The 14,698-nt window shown below is 73.3% G+C and carries 17 protein-coding genes; 7 read left to right on the forward strand and 10 right to left on the reverse strand.

Annotation, left to right across the window (positions count from 1 at the left end; genetic code table 11):
• The first annotated feature begins 35 nt into the window (after window positions 1-35).
• Together ACIP64_RS14050 and ACIP64_RS14055 are read left to right on the forward strand one after the other, a co-directional pair.
• Window positions 36-656 (forward strand): helix-turn-helix domain-containing protein, encoded by a 621-nt coding sequence (locus tag ACIP64_RS14050; RefSeq protein WP_401585416.1) that lies wholly within the window; start codon window positions 36-38, stop codon window positions 654-656.
• Between the two features lie 23 nt (window positions 657-679).
• A complete protein-coding gene (locus ACIP64_RS14055) occupies window positions 680-811 on the forward strand; it encodes a DUF6126 family protein (RefSeq protein WP_401585419.1) in 132 nt (43 codons plus the stop codon).
• 16 nt (window positions 812-827) lie between these two features.
• On the opposite strand, the gene ACIP64_RS14060 is transcribed toward ACIP64_RS14055, so the two are convergent.
• A complete protein-coding gene (locus ACIP64_RS14060) occupies window positions 828-1,658 on the reverse strand; it encodes a tyrosine-protein phosphatase (RefSeq protein ID WP_401585422.1) in 831 nt (276 codons plus the stop codon).
• A 264-nt stretch (window positions 1,659-1,922) separates the two neighbouring features.
• Between ACIP64_RS14060 and ACIP64_RS14065 the strand changes: the two genes are divergently transcribed.
• Window positions 1,923-2,714 (forward strand): SGNH/GDSL hydrolase family protein, encoded by a 792-nt coding sequence (locus ACIP64_RS14065; RefSeq protein ID WP_401585425.1) that lies wholly within the window; start codon window positions 1,923-1,925, stop codon window positions 2,712-2,714.
• 65 nt (window positions 2,715-2,779) lie between these two features.
• Here ACIP64_RS14065 and ACIP64_RS14070 read toward each other — a convergent pair whose 3' ends face one another.
• Window positions 2,780-3,160 (reverse strand): ATP-binding protein, encoded by a 381-nt coding sequence (locus ACIP64_RS14070; protein ID WP_401585427.1) that lies wholly within the window; start codon window positions 3,158-3,160, stop codon window positions 2,780-2,782.
• A 213-nt stretch (window positions 3,161-3,373) separates the two neighbouring features.
• Between ACIP64_RS14070 and ACIP64_RS14075 the strand changes: the two genes are divergently transcribed.
• Together ACIP64_RS14075 and ACIP64_RS14080 are read left to right on the forward strand one after the other, a co-directional pair.
• A complete protein-coding gene (locus ACIP64_RS14075; RefSeq protein ID WP_401585429.1) occupies window positions 3,374-4,240 on the forward strand; it encodes a helix-turn-helix domain-containing protein in 867 nt (288 codons plus the stop codon).
• 248 nt (window positions 4,241-4,488) lie between these two features.
• Entirely contained in the window at window positions 4,489-5,295 is an 807-nt protein-coding gene (locus ACIP64_RS14080; protein WP_401585432.1) for an SAM-dependent methyltransferase, read from the forward strand.
• A 54-nt stretch (window positions 5,296-5,349) separates the two neighbouring features.
• Here ACIP64_RS14080 and ACIP64_RS14085 read toward each other — a convergent pair whose 3' ends face one another.
• The 6 genes from ACIP64_RS14085 to ACIP64_RS14110 are packed head-to-tail and all read right to left on the reverse strand — an operon-like array spanning window position 5,350 to window position 11,545.
• Complete coding sequence (locus tag ACIP64_RS14085) at window positions 5,350-6,237, reverse strand: STM4011 family radical SAM protein (RefSeq protein WP_401585435.1); 888 nt, start codon at window positions 6,235-6,237, stop codon at window positions 5,350-5,352.
• Between the two features lie 11 nt (window positions 6,238-6,248).
• Complete coding sequence (locus ACIP64_RS14090) at window positions 6,249-7,637, reverse strand: STM4012 family radical SAM protein (protein WP_401585437.1); 1,389 nt, start codon at window positions 7,635-7,637, stop codon at window positions 6,249-6,251.
• The gene (locus ACIP64_RS14095) at window positions 7,634-8,440 is read right to left on the reverse strand and encodes an STM4013/SEN3800 family hydrolase (RefSeq protein ID WP_401585439.1); all 807 of its coding nucleotides are present in this window, start codon (window positions 8,438-8,440) and stop codon (window positions 7,634-7,636) included. Before ACIP64_RS14095 ends, ACIP64_RS14090 begins: the two co-directional genes overlap by 4 nt.
• Window position 8,441: 1 nt before the next feature.
• Complete coding sequence (locus ACIP64_RS14100; RefSeq protein ID WP_401585442.1) at window positions 8,442-9,632, reverse strand: STM4014 family protein; 1,191 nt, start codon at window positions 9,630-9,632, stop codon at window positions 8,442-8,444.
• Complete coding sequence (locus tag ACIP64_RS14105) at window positions 9,613-10,578, reverse strand: STM4015 family protein (protein ID WP_401585445.1); 966 nt, start codon at window positions 10,576-10,578, stop codon at window positions 9,613-9,615. Before ACIP64_RS14105 ends, ACIP64_RS14100 begins: the two co-directional genes overlap by 20 nt.
• Window positions 10,579-10,585: 7 nt before the next feature.
• On the reverse strand, window positions 10,586-11,545 hold the full coding sequence (locus ACIP64_RS14110; RefSeq protein ID WP_401585447.1) for an STM4015 family protein: 960 nt from the start codon (window positions 11,543-11,545) through the stop codon (window positions 10,586-10,588).
• Window positions 11,546-11,728: 183 nt separating this feature from the next.
• Between ACIP64_RS14110 and ACIP64_RS14115 the strand changes: the two genes are divergently transcribed.
• Together ACIP64_RS14115 and ACIP64_RS14120 are read left to right on the forward strand one after the other, a co-directional pair.
• Complete coding sequence (locus ACIP64_RS14115; RefSeq protein WP_360899440.1) at window positions 11,729-12,055, forward strand: hypothetical protein; 327 nt, start codon at window positions 11,729-11,731, stop codon at window positions 12,053-12,055.
• 88 nt (window positions 12,056-12,143) lie between these two features.
• Complete coding sequence (locus tag ACIP64_RS14120; protein WP_401585644.1) at window positions 12,144-13,160, forward strand: DUF6745 domain-containing protein; 1,017 nt, start codon at window positions 12,144-12,146, stop codon at window positions 13,158-13,160.
• Here the strand turns inward: ACIP64_RS14120 and ACIP64_RS14125 are convergent.
• The gene (locus tag ACIP64_RS14125) at window positions 13,136-14,056 is read right to left on the reverse strand and encodes a carbohydrate kinase family protein (RefSeq protein WP_401585449.1); all 921 of its coding nucleotides are present in this window, start codon (window positions 14,054-14,056) and stop codon (window positions 13,136-13,138) included. The genes ACIP64_RS14120 and ACIP64_RS14125 overlap by 25 nt on opposite strands.
• 33 nt (window positions 14,057-14,089) lie before the next feature.
• Window positions 14,090-14,632 carry a PadR family transcriptional regulator gene (locus ACIP64_RS14130; protein WP_401585451.1) on the reverse strand — a complete coding sequence of 181 codons (543 nt, stop codon included), beginning with the start codon at window positions 14,630-14,632 and terminating at the stop codon, window positions 14,090-14,092.
• Window positions 14,633-14,698 lie beyond the last annotated feature (66 nt).

Here is a 14,698-nt window from a genome sequence, read left to right on the forward strand (position 1 = left end):
TTGCCTCCGGGGCGAAGTGTGTCTATACCTGAAGCATGACCTCGACACCGGGGCAGGACGAGCCCCTGCCGGATGTCGCACCCCGGCTGCGGGACCTGCGCCGCCGCGGCGGCCTGACCCTCGAAGCGGCCGCCGCCCGCGCCGGGCTCTCGCCGGCGCACCTGTCGCGGCTGGAGACCGGGCAGCGGCAGCCGTCGCTCCCCATGCTGCTCGCCCTCGCCCGCACCTACGGCACCTCGGTCTCCGAGCTGCTCGGCGAGACCGCCCCGGAGCGCGACCCCGTCGTGCGCGCCGGGACCGCGGAGCCCGCCGACGCCGGCGGCTGGACGTACTGGCCGACGGGGAACCCGGGACGCGCGATGCAGGCCCTGCGCCTGCACGTCCCGCCGGGCCCCCAGGACGGCCTGGTGCGGGTGCACCCCGGGGAGGAATGGCTGTACGTGCTGAAGGGCGAGCTGCGGCTCACCCTCGGCGAGGCCGTGGACCGGCTCGCACCCGGCGACAGCGCCCACTTCGACTCCATGACCCCGCACCGCATCGCGGCCGCCTCGCCCGGCGGCGTCGACCTGCTCTTCGTCCACACGCTGCTGCGCAGCCCCGTCGCGGACCTCTGCCTGGGCAACGGCCGGGCACCGCGACCGCACGGCACCCCCTGACCCGTCCGATGAGAGGACTCCCCGTGTCCGTCAAGACCTCCGGTTCCGAAAAGGCCCCGATGGGCTTCAAGGTCCGTGCCTTCATCTACCTGGTGGGGGTGCACATCATCGCCGCGTTCTTCTTCCTGATCTTCCACCTGGCCGGGGCCAAGTAGACCCCGGCGGGCCGGTTCACGCCGGGTCCGCGGCCCCGTTCTCCAGGAGCAGCGAGCGCAGCCGCTCGCGGCGCTCCGGGGTGAGGCCCAGCCCGTCCTCCAGGTACCGGTCGACCGACCCCCAGTGCTCCTCGATCGTGTCGAAGGCGGCCTCCAGGTACTCCCGGCGGGCGTCGAAGAGCGGGCTCAGCAGCTCCATGACCTCGGGAGTGCCGGCCGGCTCGGCGTGCTCGCCGCGCTGGACGCGGTAGCGGCGGTGCGCCTCGTTGCTCTTGAGGTAGTCCGCCACGATCGCCTCCCGCTCGACACCCAGGGCCAGCAGGATCACCGCGATCGAGGTACCCGCGCGGTCCTTGCCCGCCGCGCAGTGCAGCAGCGCGGGCACGGACGCCTCCTCGGCCAGCAGCTCCAGCATGCGGCTGTGCTCGGCGGTGCGGTCCAGCACGATCCGGTGGTAGGCCTCCAGCATGCGCGCGGCGGCCCGGCCGTCGCCGAGGGTGGTGCGCAGCGCCTCGATGTCGCCCTCGCGGACGGTGGTCCAGAACTCGGCACCATGGGCGGGGTCGCTGAGCGGCATGTTCACGTTGCGCACGCCCGGCAGGTCGACGTCGGGGCCCTCCAGCTTGATGTCGGAGGCGTTCCGGAAGTCGAAGACCGTGTGCAGGCCGAGGGAGGCGAGGAAGGCGGCGTCCTGCTCGGTGGTGTGCGCCAGGTGCCCGCTGCGGAAGAGCCGTCCGTGCCGTACCCGGCGGCCGTCGGTCGTCGGGAGCCCGCCGACGTCACGGAAGTTGCGCACCCCGGTCAGCTCGGGCTCCGACGAGGCGGTCTGCGGCGTCTGCTGGGTCACCGGGGCTCCTTTGCTCGCGGGCCGGGCGGTGCTGGTCACCGGCGGCCGGACCACTGCTGACCCTACGACACCCGGGTTCCGTTGACGTACCGAGCGGTATGTGACGTCCGGGCACGGCCACCCCGTGGCGGGAGGGCCGCCGGACGGCCCGGGGGCCCGCCGTATTCCGCCCGCGGCGCATTTGAGCGGGTGGGATGAATCACCCCGCGTCAGGCCCTGGTTACGGTGGCGTAGCCCGTTTCGGTAGGTGGATGATCTGCTGACGTGGCAGACGATTCGACAAGAGACAACAGTGGCGCGATCGGGTCGTACGCAGCCGTAGGGGACAGCTTCACGGAAGGTGTGGGCGACCCCGGACCGGACGGAAACTTCATCGGCTGGGCCGACCGGCTCGCCGTTCTCCTCTCCGATCGCCGCCCCGAGCACGACTTCCGGTACGCGAACCTGGCGGTGCGCGGCCGGCTCCTCGACCAGATCGTCGACGAGCAGGTGCCCCGGGCCATCGAACTCCGTCCGGACCTGGTGACCTTCTGTGCGGGCGGCAACGACATCCTCCGGCCGGGCAGCGACCCCGACGACGTGGCCGAGCGCTACGAGGCGGCGGTCGCCCGCCTCACGGACGCCGTCGGCACCGTCGTGCTCTGCACCGGCTTCGACACCCGCGGCATTCCCGTGCTGCGCCACCTGCGCGGCAAGATCGCCACGTACACGGCCCACGTGCGGGCCATCGCCGACCGCCACGACAGCCCCGTGCTGGACCTGTGGTCGCTGCGCTCGGTGCAGGACCGCCGGGCCTGGGACTCCGACCGGCTGCACCTGTCGGCGGAGGGCCACACCCGGGTCGCGCTGCGCGCCGGGCAGGTGCTGGGGCTCGACGTGCCGGCCGACCCGGACCAGCCCTGGCCGCCGGAGCCGTTCCGTGCGCCCGCGGAGATCCGCAGGGACAACATCCAGTGGGCGCGGGAGTACCTCGTGCCGTGGATCGGGCGGCGGCTGCGCGGCGAGTCCTCGGGCGACCACGTGGAGCCCAAGCGCCCCGACCTGCTGCCGCTGTAGGTCCCGTTCGGCCGGTTCTCAGCCCGGTCGCCGGACCGCCCGGGCCGCCCGCACGGACGATGCGCTCACACGGCGCTCGCGCCGGCGACCAGTTCGGCCCAGACGACACGGCCCAGGCCGTCGTCGGAGGGCCGGACTCCCCACGCCCGCGACAGCGCACCCACGAGCAGCAGCCCGCGGCCGCCCTCCTCGTCCACGCCCGCCGCACGCGGCCGGGGCGCCGTCGGCGCGCGCCCCTGGTCGGTGACCTCGAGACGCAGCCGCTCGCCGTCGAACCACAGCGCGCACGCGATGTACTCGCTGCCGGTGTGCCGGACGGCGTTGGTGAAGAGCTCGGAGACGATCATCTCGGCGTCGTCGCGCAGACCTTCGTCCGCCTCCCACTCCCGCAGCCGCGCCCGCACGCGATGGCGTGCCGCGGCGACCGAGGACCCGTGGGCGGGCAAACGGAACAGGTCGTGACAGCGACGGGCGTCGAGGTCGCCACGGCGCTCTAACCGCAGAGCGTCTGGTGAGGAGGCCACGTCAGTACTATGCGGTTTCGTTCGAACTGTTGGCAAGATGCGATCTGTAATTTGCAGAACGACCCTCGCGCACTGTTCGATTCCGATGACGGCATGACACACTGCTCTCGGTCGAGGGGAGTTGGGGAAGTGGTCGTGACGGACGCACGGGCGGCCGGTGCTCCCACCGTCCTGCGGGTGGTGCTCGGGAAGCGGTTGCAGGACCTCCGCGAGAAGGCCGGGCTGAGCTTCGAGGACGCGGGCCGGGCGCTGGACGTCACCCATGCCACCATCCGGCGCATGGAGAAGGCCGAAGTCGGCCTGAAGATCCCCTACGTCGAGAAACTGCTGCACACCTACGGGGTCGTGGACCCGGCAGAGGTCGAGGCCTTTGTCTCCCTCGCCCGCGAGGCCAACCGCCCCGGCTGGTGGCACCGTTACCGCGACGTGCTGCCCGACTGGTTCAGCGCCTTCGTCAGCATCGAGGGCGAGGCCGGCGTCATCCGCGCCTACGAACCGCACTACATCCCCGGGCTGCTGCAGACCGAGGACTACGCGCGTGAAGTGCTGCGGGCCGGCCGTCCGCGAGCCTCCGCGGAGGAGGTCGAGCGGGTCGTCGCGGTGCGTCTGGAGCGGCAGGCCCTGCTCGCCCGCCCGGACGCGCCCCTGGTGTGGATCGTCATCGACGAGACGGTGCTGCGCAGACCCATCGGCGGCCCGGAACTGATGCGTGCACAGATCTCCCGGCTCATCGACAGCTGCGCGCTGCCGAACGTGCGGTTGCAGATCATGCGGTTCTCCGACGGCCCGCACCCCGCCATGTACGGGCCGTTCCACATCTTCCGCTTCCGGACCGACGAACTGCCCGACGTCGTCTACTCCGAGAACCTGGTCGGCTCCGTCTACTTCGACGACCGCGACGACGTCTCGTCCTTCCTCGAGGCGCTGGACCGGATGTGCGCACAGGCCGCGCCGGCCCAGCGGACCGAGGAGATCCTCCGCGACATCCTCCGGGAGACATGACGTGCGGCCGCAGCACCCCGACGGCCCGTACCCGGCCCCGGCCCCGTCTCGACGTACGCCCGCCCGGAAAGCACCTGCCCCACGGGCACCGGCGGGGGGATGATGTCATGCACACGGGGCGCCGGAGCGGGCCGGGCAGCCCCTCGACGCCCCGCGCGGCTGCCTCATCTGCCGCGACGCACCCCACCGCACCCCACCGCACCGACCTGGATCCACCCGGACCAGAGGATTCCGAACGGAGTACGGCGTTGACCGACAAGGGCTTCTCCGCGGACGAGATCGACACCAGCAGGCCTCACCCTGCCCGGATGTACGACTACTACCTCGGCGGCAAGGACAACTACGAGGCCGACCGCGAAGCCGCCGAGATGGTCATCCGCATGACCCCCGACGCGCGCCCCAGCGCCCGCGCCAACCGGGACTTCATGCGGCGCGCCGTTCGCCACTCCGCGGCCCAGGGCATCCGGCAGTTCATCGACATCGGCACCGGGATCCCCACCTCGCCCAACACCCACGAGGTCGCCCGGACCGTCGTCCCCGACGCGCGCATCGCCTATGTCGACAACGACCCGATCGTCGCCGCCCACGCCGGTGCCCGGCTCACCAACACCGGCAACGCGGGCTTCTTCCTCGCAGACGTCCGCGACCCCGACTCGATCCTCGAGCACGCCATGCTGCGCGAACTCATCGACTTCGACGAGCCGGTGGCGCTGATGCTCGTCGCCCTCCTGCACTTCGTGCGCGACGACGAGGACCCCACGGGCATCGTGCGCACCCTCGGCAAGAACCTGCCGAGCGGCAGCCGGCTGATCCTGTCCCACGCGACCACCGACTTCCACCGGGACGTGGACGCCGACGCGGGCGAGGCGTACAAGAACGCCACCTCCACGCTCACGCTCCGCGGCAGGGAGCACATCGAGCCCTTCTTCGACGGGTTCCCGCTGGTCGAGCCGGGCCTGGTGCAGGTCCCGAGCTGGCGGCCCGACACCCCGCTGCCCGAGACCGGCGAGCACACCCGGATCGCCTTCTGGGGCGGTGTCGGCCACAAGCCCTGACGGGCCCCTCTGGTCACCGCCCCTTGCCCGTTGCCTACGGCCCACGTCCGGCGTTCAGGCGCCGGGCACGGGCCGCGCGATCGCGTGGACCGGCCGGCGCGCCGCGGCGGGTATCCGCTCCAGGACCCCGCCGGCGAACACGTCGTACAGCGGCAGCGTCTCCAGGTGGACATAGCCGATGTGGCAGTCGCACACCGCCAGCGGGCAGGCGCGCGGCCCCAGCGCGGCCCGGTAGGAGCCGTCGTAGAGGTTGCCCAGCTCGGCCCTGACGAAGTGGCAGCGGCGGACCGTGCCCTCGCCGTCCACGGAGACTACCGATTCGCCGGTGCGGCAGGGCAGTCCCGCGCTGCGGTGCGGGTGGCGGCTCCAGGGGAAGAGCGGGTCGAGGGCGGTCCACTCGTCCGCCTCGGCGTCGGTGTAGGTGTGGCCCTCTGCGGCGTTGATCCACAGGTAGACATGGTCCGGAAGGTCCGCGCGCAGCCGGCGAGCGGCCTCCAGGTGGTCCGGCAGGCCCACCACGCCCACGCTGAAACGAGCCCCTCGGTCAGCGAGTTCGCGGGTCTTGCCGAGGAAGCGGTCATAGGGCGTCTGCCCGGGGTGGAAGGTGCACCACAGGGCGAGCGTGGACAGGTCGGCGGCGTCCAGCCAGTCCGTGCGGCAGCTCAGATTCGTCTGGATCGCCACCCGGCCGATGTGCGGCAGCCGGCTCAGCTCCGCCAGGGTGCGCCGGTACCAGGAGCGCACCAGGCCCTCGCCCCACGGCGTGAACAGCAGCGACAGGCGGTCGCCGTGCTGCGCGGCCGCCCAGCCCGCGAAGCGTTCCAGCGCGGCCCGGTCGGCGGCCAGCTCGGCGCGGCTGTCCCGGCGCTTGGCGAAGGGGCAGTACGGGCAGTCGTAGTCGCACGAGGCGAGCGGGCCCCGGTAGAGAACCGTCAGATCCATGGCGGGCACCCTCACTTCAGTTCGTACGCGGCCATGCGGGCCCGCACCGCCGCGGAGAACAGCGCCGGGCCGATCGCGTCGGAGTGCGCCAGGCCCTCCGGGGACAGGCGCAGCAGCCCCGGCCCCGCGGCGGGGTCCAGCCAGCCGCGATCGGTGAAGCGCTCCAGCTCAGTGGCGAAGTCCTCGCCGGGCGCCGTGCCGAAACGGTCCCGGTAGTCGGCCGCGCGCAGGCCCTCGGCCTGCAGCAGCGACTGCAGGAGGTGCCGGCGGCGGCTCTCGTCGGCGTCCATCGCCCAGCCGAAGTCGGCTTCCGCGAAGTCCTCCTGGGGGCGCGCGGTGTAGTCGTCGACGATCCTGCGTATCTCCTGCATGCCGACGGCGTAGTCGAAGGAGTAGTGCAGGGCCGAGGTGTAGGAACGGGCGCCGCAGCCAAGGCCCACCATGCCGTCGGTCTGGCAGGCGTAGTCCCCGCCGCCGTCGGCCGGTGCGCCGGACCGGCGGAACATGCGCATCGACACCTGCTCGTAGCCGTGTGCGAGGAGGTGGTCGCGCCCGTGGCGGTACAGGCGCAGGCGCTGCTCGTCCCACGCGGTGTCGCCGTCCGTCGAGGCCTCGCCCGCCAGCCGGCCGAGACCGGTCAGCGGGCGCACGTACAGCGGGTAGAGGTAGAGCTCCTCGGGCCGCCAGGCGAGGGCCGCGTCGAGGGACCGCTGCCAGGACGCCTCGGTCTGGCCCTCGATGCCGTAGATCAGGTCGATGTTCAGGACGGGGATGCCGGCGTCCCGGACGCGGCCGAGGGCCGCATCGACGTCGGCGCGGCGCTGCGGGCGCACGGCGGCGCGCGCCTCGGCGTCGTCGAAGCTCTGCACACCCAGACTCAGCCGCGTCGTGCCGCGCGCGGCCAGCACGGAGAGCCGGTCCGCGGTCGCCGTGGCGGGGGAGGCCTCGACGGACAGCGGCACCGCCGTCAGGTCGGCGCCCAGGCCGTGTTCCGCCAGATCGCACAGCCGCTCCAGTTCGGCGGCCTCCAGGAAGGTCGGAGTGCCGCCGCCGAAGGCCGCGTTGGCGAACCGCGCCCCGTCGCCCAGTGCCTCGCGGACGGCCCGCGCCTGGCGTTCCATGGCGTCCAGGTAGGCCGTGGTCAGGCCGTCCGGGGCGCCGATCCGGGTGAAGAGGTTGCAGAAGCCGCAGCGCACTTCGCAGAAGGGGATGTGGAAGTAGAGGGAGAGGGCGTCCTTGGGCTCGTCCGCCCACAGCTCGCGCAGCCGGGCGCTCCCGCGGGGCAGTGGACGGTAGGCCGTCTTGTGCGGGTACGCGTAGACGTAGTGCTGGTAGGGGCGCTCAGGCACGGGCGCTGTCGCCGCCGGTGCCTGGGGGACGGTCATGTCGGTGCGGGTCATCGGGCCTCGTCGAGGAAGAAGTGGGCATAGGGCACGGTCCAGACGACCTCGTGGCCGATGCGGTGGCCGGTGTATCCGTCCTCCCCGTACGCCGTGCCGTGGTCGGAGCAGACGACCGCGAAGCAGCGCCGGCGGCTCGCGGCGGCGGTGAACAGCCGCTCGATGTGGCGGTCGACGTACTCCAGAGCCGCCGCGTGCGAGGCACGGGTGTCGCCGGACTCGCGGGTGGCGCCGGGCAGGTGGAACCAGTTGGGCTGGTGCAGCGCCGAGACGTTCACGAACAGGAAGAGCCGCTGCTCACGCGGCAGCCCGGCCACCACCTTCTCCGCGCGGGCGACCTGCGCCTCGAAGGAGGTGGGGGAGGGCACCCCGAACTCCGGCTCCCAGTGGCTCTCCTGGAACACCCCGGGCAGCACCGAGCCCAGCGGCCCCTGCTTGTTGAAGAAGCCCACCCCGCCGACGCACACCGTGCGGTATCCGGCGGCGGCCAGCCCCGACACCAGGTCGGGTGTGTCGTACACGAAGGTGCCGTCCGCGGTGCTCTCGCTGCCCGCGAACCGCGCGGCGAACAGCCGCGGGTGCGGGCCCGGTTCGGCGGGCGTGGGCAGGAAGCCGGCGAACATCGCCTGGTGGGAGGCGTAGGTGAAGCTGCCGGGCGCATGCCGGCGCTCCCACCGGCCACCGGGCAGATGCCGCGCCAGGTGCGGGATACGGCCCGCCGCCGCCAACTCCTCGGCCACGTCGTAGCGGAGGGTGTCGAGGGTGACCATCAGGATGTCGTGGCTGCCCACGACCTCGTTCATGTCAGGCTTCGGCGGTGCCGGCCGGGTTCTCACGGTCTCGCTCCTTGCGTCGTGCTCGCTCGCGCTCCATCACGGTCGGTACGGCGGCGACCTGTGCGGCGTAGGTGTCCAGGCCCTCGGCTCCGCTGCCGGGCAGTCCGGTCAGCCGCGGCAGGAGGTCCCCGAAGGCGTTGACCTCGCCGACGGCGAAGCGCCGCCAGCCCGTCGCGGGCAGGACGTCGACGCCGACGCAGAGGGTGCCCGGGAAACAGGCCGCCGCGCGCTCCGCGAGGCGCAGCGCGTCGTCCAGGGCCCCTCCGGCGGCTCTGATGGCCGCGCGGGCCGCGCCGAGGTCGCCGCGGCTGCCGCCGAGGTGAAGGTTGGTCATCGGGTGCCGGCTCGTGCGGACGACGGCATGCGTGGCCCGGCCTGCGACGACCACCACGCGCAGGTCGGCCGCGCGGCCGCCGAGGGAGGCTTTCGGCAGCCACCGCTCGACGTGCAGGCCGTCGGGGGCCAGGGCGTCGACCAGGGCAGCAACCTGCGGCTCGGTCGTGTAGTGCCGCACCCGCAGCGAGTTGAACAGCCGCCCGTCGTCCGTGGTCTCCACCGAGGTGGTGGCCCGGACCCTGCCGGGTCCGGCGACGGCGAGCGCCACGACCCCGGATGCGGACGAGCCGTGCGCGGCCTTGACGAAGGCCCGCGGGACACCCGCGTCCCTCAAGCCGTCCCGCAGGTCGTCCCAGCCGCCGACCGGGCCGGTCAGGGCGGGCGGGACCGGGACCCCCGCGGCGGCGAGCCGGGCGTGGCAGCGCCGCTTGTCGAACATGACGGCGACGTCCTCCGGGTCGGCGGAGGGCACCGCGCCGGCCCGGCGCGCCGCGTCCGCGACCTCCCGCACCGCCGCGGTGAAGCGGCGGTACCACAGCGCCGAGCCCTCGACCCGGGCCGGATCGCCGGCACCCCGCAGCAGACGGTCCACGTCGGCGTTCTCGCCGGGGGAGTCGATCCGCACGAACTCGCCCGGCTCGAACCCGTACCCGCCGCCCAGCACCTCCCGCCAGGCCAGCACCCGCGGAGCGGGGTGCCCCGCGGCGCGTACGGCATCGGCGAAGAGTGACGTGCGGCGGTTCTCGGGATTGCCGACGACGGCGAAGCGGACCGCCTCCGCGGCCGGCCCGCTCCGCGCGGGATCATTCGGAGACGGCGACATAGCGCCACTCCTCGTCCCGCCACCGGCGTGCCGTCTGGGCCTCGGAGAGGTCGACCTCGGTCCCGGTGGCACCGAAGGCGGCCCGCACCCGCTCGGCAACGGCCTCGCTCAGGAAGTGGTGGTGCAGGTCGAGCCGCTTGAGGTGGGTGAGGGGCTGCCCGTTCAGCAGTGCCTCGGCGCCGGTGTCGGTGAGGGTGCCCATGGACAGGCTCAGCGACTCCAGTTGCGCCACCACCGGCGCGGATGCCACAGCGGCGGCGATCTCGTCCTGCAACTCGCTGTCCTGGAGACCGAGGTGACGCAAGTCCGGATGCCGGCCGCCCGCCAGCAGCGGCGCCAGGTCGGCGACGGTCGCGTCGCCGCCGTAGTTCGACACCCCGAGCCACAGCTCCAGGCGCTCCAGGGCGGGCAGGTCGCTGGCGCCGACGGCGCGGACGACCTGCCCCGGCAGTCCGCCGGACTCGAAGCGCAGCACGCGCAGCGCCTCGTGCCGCACCGGGCGCAGGGTGAGGGGCTCCTCGCCCGCCCCGTGGGACCCCCCGCCGCGCACCCCCAGCTCCTCCAGCAGCGGGAAGCGTTCCAGCACGGGTGTGACGTCGGTCAGCGGGACCCAGGAGATCTCGCACTCCTCGCTGGTGACGTCGGCGAGGAACAGGGCGCGCAGGGCGGGGAAGCGCGCCGCGTCGGCCAGGATCAGCTCCAGGGCCGGGCGCAGTTCGGCGTACTCGTCGTCCCACCACGGGCCGAGGACCAGGGCCCGCACCTGCCGGGTGTCGACGGCCTGCGTGAAGCCCCGCCACAGTTCGTCGAAGGGCGTCTCGTCGGCCGCGAAGCAGTCCAGCCGCCAGGCCACGTCGCCGGCCGCGGGCAGATCTGCCCGGTCGGTCCCGGTCAGGGTGTGCACGGGCAGCCCGTGCAGAGTCCGAAGGTGTTCGGCGAAGGTCATGGCTGCCTCACTCCGCCACGGCGGTGTAGCGGAAGACGGAGCCGTCCTCGTCCTCGTCCTCGTCACCGGGCTCGGACAGGTCGACCTCGACGCCGGAGGGCTCCAGAGCCGCGCGCACCCGTTCGGCGACCGGGTCGCTCACGAAGTTGTGGTGCAGGTCCAGCCAGGACAGATGGGTGAGAGGCTGACCGGCCAGGAGGGCGGCGACGCCCTCGTCGGTGAGCACACCCAGCGACAGGTCCAGCGACTTGAGCTGTGCCACGACCGGCGCGGAGGCGACGGCGGCGGCGATCTCGTCCTGTATCTCGCTGTTGCGCAGGCCGAGATGGCGCAGTGCGGGCAGGCGGCCACCGGCGAGGAGCGGGGCGAGGTCGGCGACCGTCGCGTCGCCGCCGTACTCGTCGACGCCGAGCCACAGCTCCAGGTACTCCAGCGCGGGCAGTTCGCTCGCCGCGACACCGCGCACCACCTCGCCGGGCAGGCCGCCGGCCTCGAAGCACAGCGTGCGCAGGCGCTTGTGGCTCACCGCGGGGAAGCGCAGGCCCGTGCCGCCGCGGACGCCGAACTCCTCCAGCAGCGGATAGGCGTCGAGGACCGGGGTGACGTCGGACTGCTCGATCCAGGAGATCTCGGCCTCCTCCATCTCCAGGTCGCCGATGAACACGGCCTGCAGGGCGGTCAGCCGGTCCCGGGCTTCGACGAGCCGCTGTACGACGACCCCGGAGTCGTTGTCGTAGGGCTCGCCCCACTGGCCGATCACGAGGGCGCGGACCGATGCCGTGTCCACCGTATTGAGGAACCGGTCCCACAACGCCTCGAACGTCTCCGGGGCGTTGTTGCGGTAGGGGTCGACGGCCAGCCGCCAGGCCACGGCCCCGGCCTCCGGAAGTTCCCGCCGGGCGTCGGGTCCGGGGAATGCGAAGGCCGGCAGGCCGTGCAGTTCCTGCAGGTGTTCGACGTGGGACATGTCGCTGGTCTCCTGACGTGACGGGCCGGTGCTCTGCGCTCGCGAAGAGTTGTACCAAGCCCCTCCGACAGCGGTACGCGCGGGCTGTGGACGGCGAAGCCGCGCGGGGCCGTTGTCGGACCCCCCGCGTAGCGTCGTGGACATCGGGTCGGCGAGGCGCGCCGACGGCGAAGGGAGACACGCATGTACCGGCAGGGGGACGTCCTGATCGTGCCCGTCGCGGAGGCCGCCGTGCCACCGGGCACGGACCGGCTGCCGCGGCAGCCGAGGGACGGGCGGGGCAGGCTCGTGCTCGCGCTCGGCGAGGTGACCGGCCACGCCCACGCGGTCGTCGGGCCCGGCACGCTGGTGCGCGAGGCGGGGCCCTTCGGGGTGGCGTACCTCCATCTCCCCGACGGGGGACGGGTGGTGCACGAGGAGCACGCCGCCATACCCCTGCCGAAGGGCTGGTACCGGGTGGTGCGGCAGCGCGAGTACGTGCCCGGCGCGGTGCGCGTCGTGGCGGACTGAGAAGGACCGGGGAGCGGGAGCGATGACGGTGGCAGAGGCAGCAGGGGCAGTGGCGGTGGAAGCGGCGATCGGGGCGGCGGCGACCCCGATGGAGACGGCCGCGGTGTGGCGCGAGGTCGCCGCGGCGACGGGCCCGGCAGACCGCGCGGCGGCCGAGGAGGGGGTGCGGCAGTCCTACCGGCTGGCGGGTCTGCCCGTGCCGGAACGCATCGTGTGGGCCGGTTCGCCCCGGGAGGGCGTGGCCCTCGCGGCCCGACTGAGGCGGGAGGGGTCCGCGGGCCCGAGTGTCCGCGAGCGGGTGCGCACCCTGCCGTGGGCGGCGGCACGGGAGCGGGTCGCCGAGCGGATGGGCCCGGCCGGATGGGCGGCCCACTGGGCCCTGACCGGGGCCCCGTTGTGGGACGGCACCGTGCTGCTCGCCGAGCGGATACGGACCGGGGTCGCCGAGTCCGCCGCGAATGTGCCCGGCGGGGAGCCGGCGGTCCGCTCGGCCCTGCTCGACGCGGTCCTCGGCCAGCACGACGCGGCCTGGCTCGCGGCGTTCGACGGCCAGGAGGGCACCGGGGACTTGGCGGGGCTGGCCGCGGTGGCCCGGTCCGCGGGCTGGTGGTGGCCGTACGAGCGGATCGCCGTCGTCGCCGAACGCCCCGTGGAACTGCACCGGGACGAGGCCGGCCGCCTCGACCGGGGCGACGGCCCCGCGCTCGCCTTCCCCGACGGCTTCGCCCTGCACGCATGGCGCGGCATGCCGGTGCCGGCCGCGTTCCTCGACGGGCTGTCGGAGCTGACCCCGGCCCGGATACGCGAGGAGGAGAACGCGGAGCTGCGCCGGGTGATGCTGGAGTTCTACGGCTACGACCGCTACTTGGAGGAGTCCGGGGCGCAGCCGGTGCAGCGCGACGCGGCCGGCGTGCTGTGGCGGATCGAGCTGGTGGGGGACGAACCGCTCGTGATGGTCGAGGTCGTCAACTCCACGCCGGAGCCGGACGGCACCCACCGCACGTACTGGCTGCGGGTGCCGCCGCGGACCCGGACCGCGCGGGAGGGCGTCGCCTGGACCTTCGGCCTGGAGGAGGCGGACTACATACCGGAACGGGAGACCTGAGCGTCCAGGGTCTCCGCGTCCACGAGGGCGGCATTGCCCTCCGTGGCGCAGGCGTGCGCGCCGGCGACCGCGCCGAGCCGGGCACTCTCGGCGAAGTCCAGGCCGCGCGCCCTTCCGTACAGGAAGCCGCAGACGAAGGCGTCGCCCGCGCCGTTGGAGTCCCGCACGGGGCCGGGCGGGGGCACGGCGGGGATGTGCCGCGGGGTCCGTCCGCCGTCGCGCGCCAGGAGGTAGGCGCCCCCGGCGCCGGCGGTGGCGACAACCGCCGTGGCGCGTCCGTCGCGCAGGATGCCGCGCATGACGTCCGCGATGCGCTCGCCCGAGCCCGCCGCGCTGAGGAACACCAGGTCGGAGCGGCGGGCGAACTCCCGCTGGTGCTCAGCGAGTCCGTCCCAGTCGTGCAGATCGGTGGAGACGGGCAGGCCCAGCGCCTCGATGTCGTCGTACAGGAAGCGGGTGAAGTGCGAGATCGACAGATGCACGTGCCGGGCGCGCCGCAGGTGCGGGAGGTAGAAGTCGCGGGGCATCCGCAGGTCCGCGGGGTCACGGCCGTCGTAGAAGGACATACGGCGCCCGGTGGTGTCCACCAGGTTCACCGCCCGGCGGGTGCCCGCCGGTGAGATCAGTGCCTCGAAGTCCACGTCGCCCTTGGTGAGGCGCTCGCGGACCAGGCCGCCGAGCCAGTCGTCGCCGGTGAAGTCGAGGAACTTCACCGTCATCCCGAGCGCGCGGCAGCCGAGCGCCACATTGCCACCGGTCTGCCCCGGCCACTCCAGGATCGGCGGCACACCGAGGGAGTCCGCGGCCGGCACGGGCAGGCTGTCGACCCGCACCACCGTGTCCACTCCCGAACCGCCGACGACGAGGATGTCGTACAGCGCCTCATCCGTGGTCATGTGCACCTCCAATAGACCGCCCGGTGCGCCATGTTACGGCTGTGGCGGCCGTTCGGACGTGCGCTCGGCGATACGTTCGGACGCCCACTGGGCCCACTCCTCCTGCATGCGGGTGAAGCGCAGCCCCCATTCCAGGGCGAGCCGGCCGTAGAAGGAGAGGTCGCCCTCGTCCCAGTCGACGGTGCGTTCCAGTTCGGCCAGTTCCTGGTGGTACGCGACCGCGGTCGTGCCCTCGCGCTCCACGTACGTCCTGGCCTGCTCCGGGGCGACCTGGTTGAGGAAGAACACGCGCAGCAGTCCGTCGCTGCGGCGGACGCGCTGCGGTTCCACCTCGACGAGCCAGTGCAGCAGTTCCCGGCGGCCCTCGTCGGTGAGCGTGTACTCCTTGCGGCCGCGCGGGCCCTCGGCGGTGACGGCGACCAGCCCGGCGTCGGCGAGCCGGTTCAGCTCGGTGTACAGCTGGCTCTGGGTCGCGGGCCAGACGTTGACCAGTGACGTCTGGAACCTTCCGAGCAGGTCGTACCCGCTGGCCGGGCGCTCGGTGAGCAGCCCGAGGACGGCATGGCGCAGGCTCATGCCGCGCATCGTAACATGTCACCTTTGACAGGTGGCGGGTGGACAGTCCCCGCCGGACATGTCAGG

It is taken from the genome of Streptomyces sp. NPDC088733, from assembly GCF_044751185.1.
Lineage (GTDB): Bacteria > Actinomycetota > Actinomycetes > Streptomycetales > Streptomycetaceae > Actinacidiphila.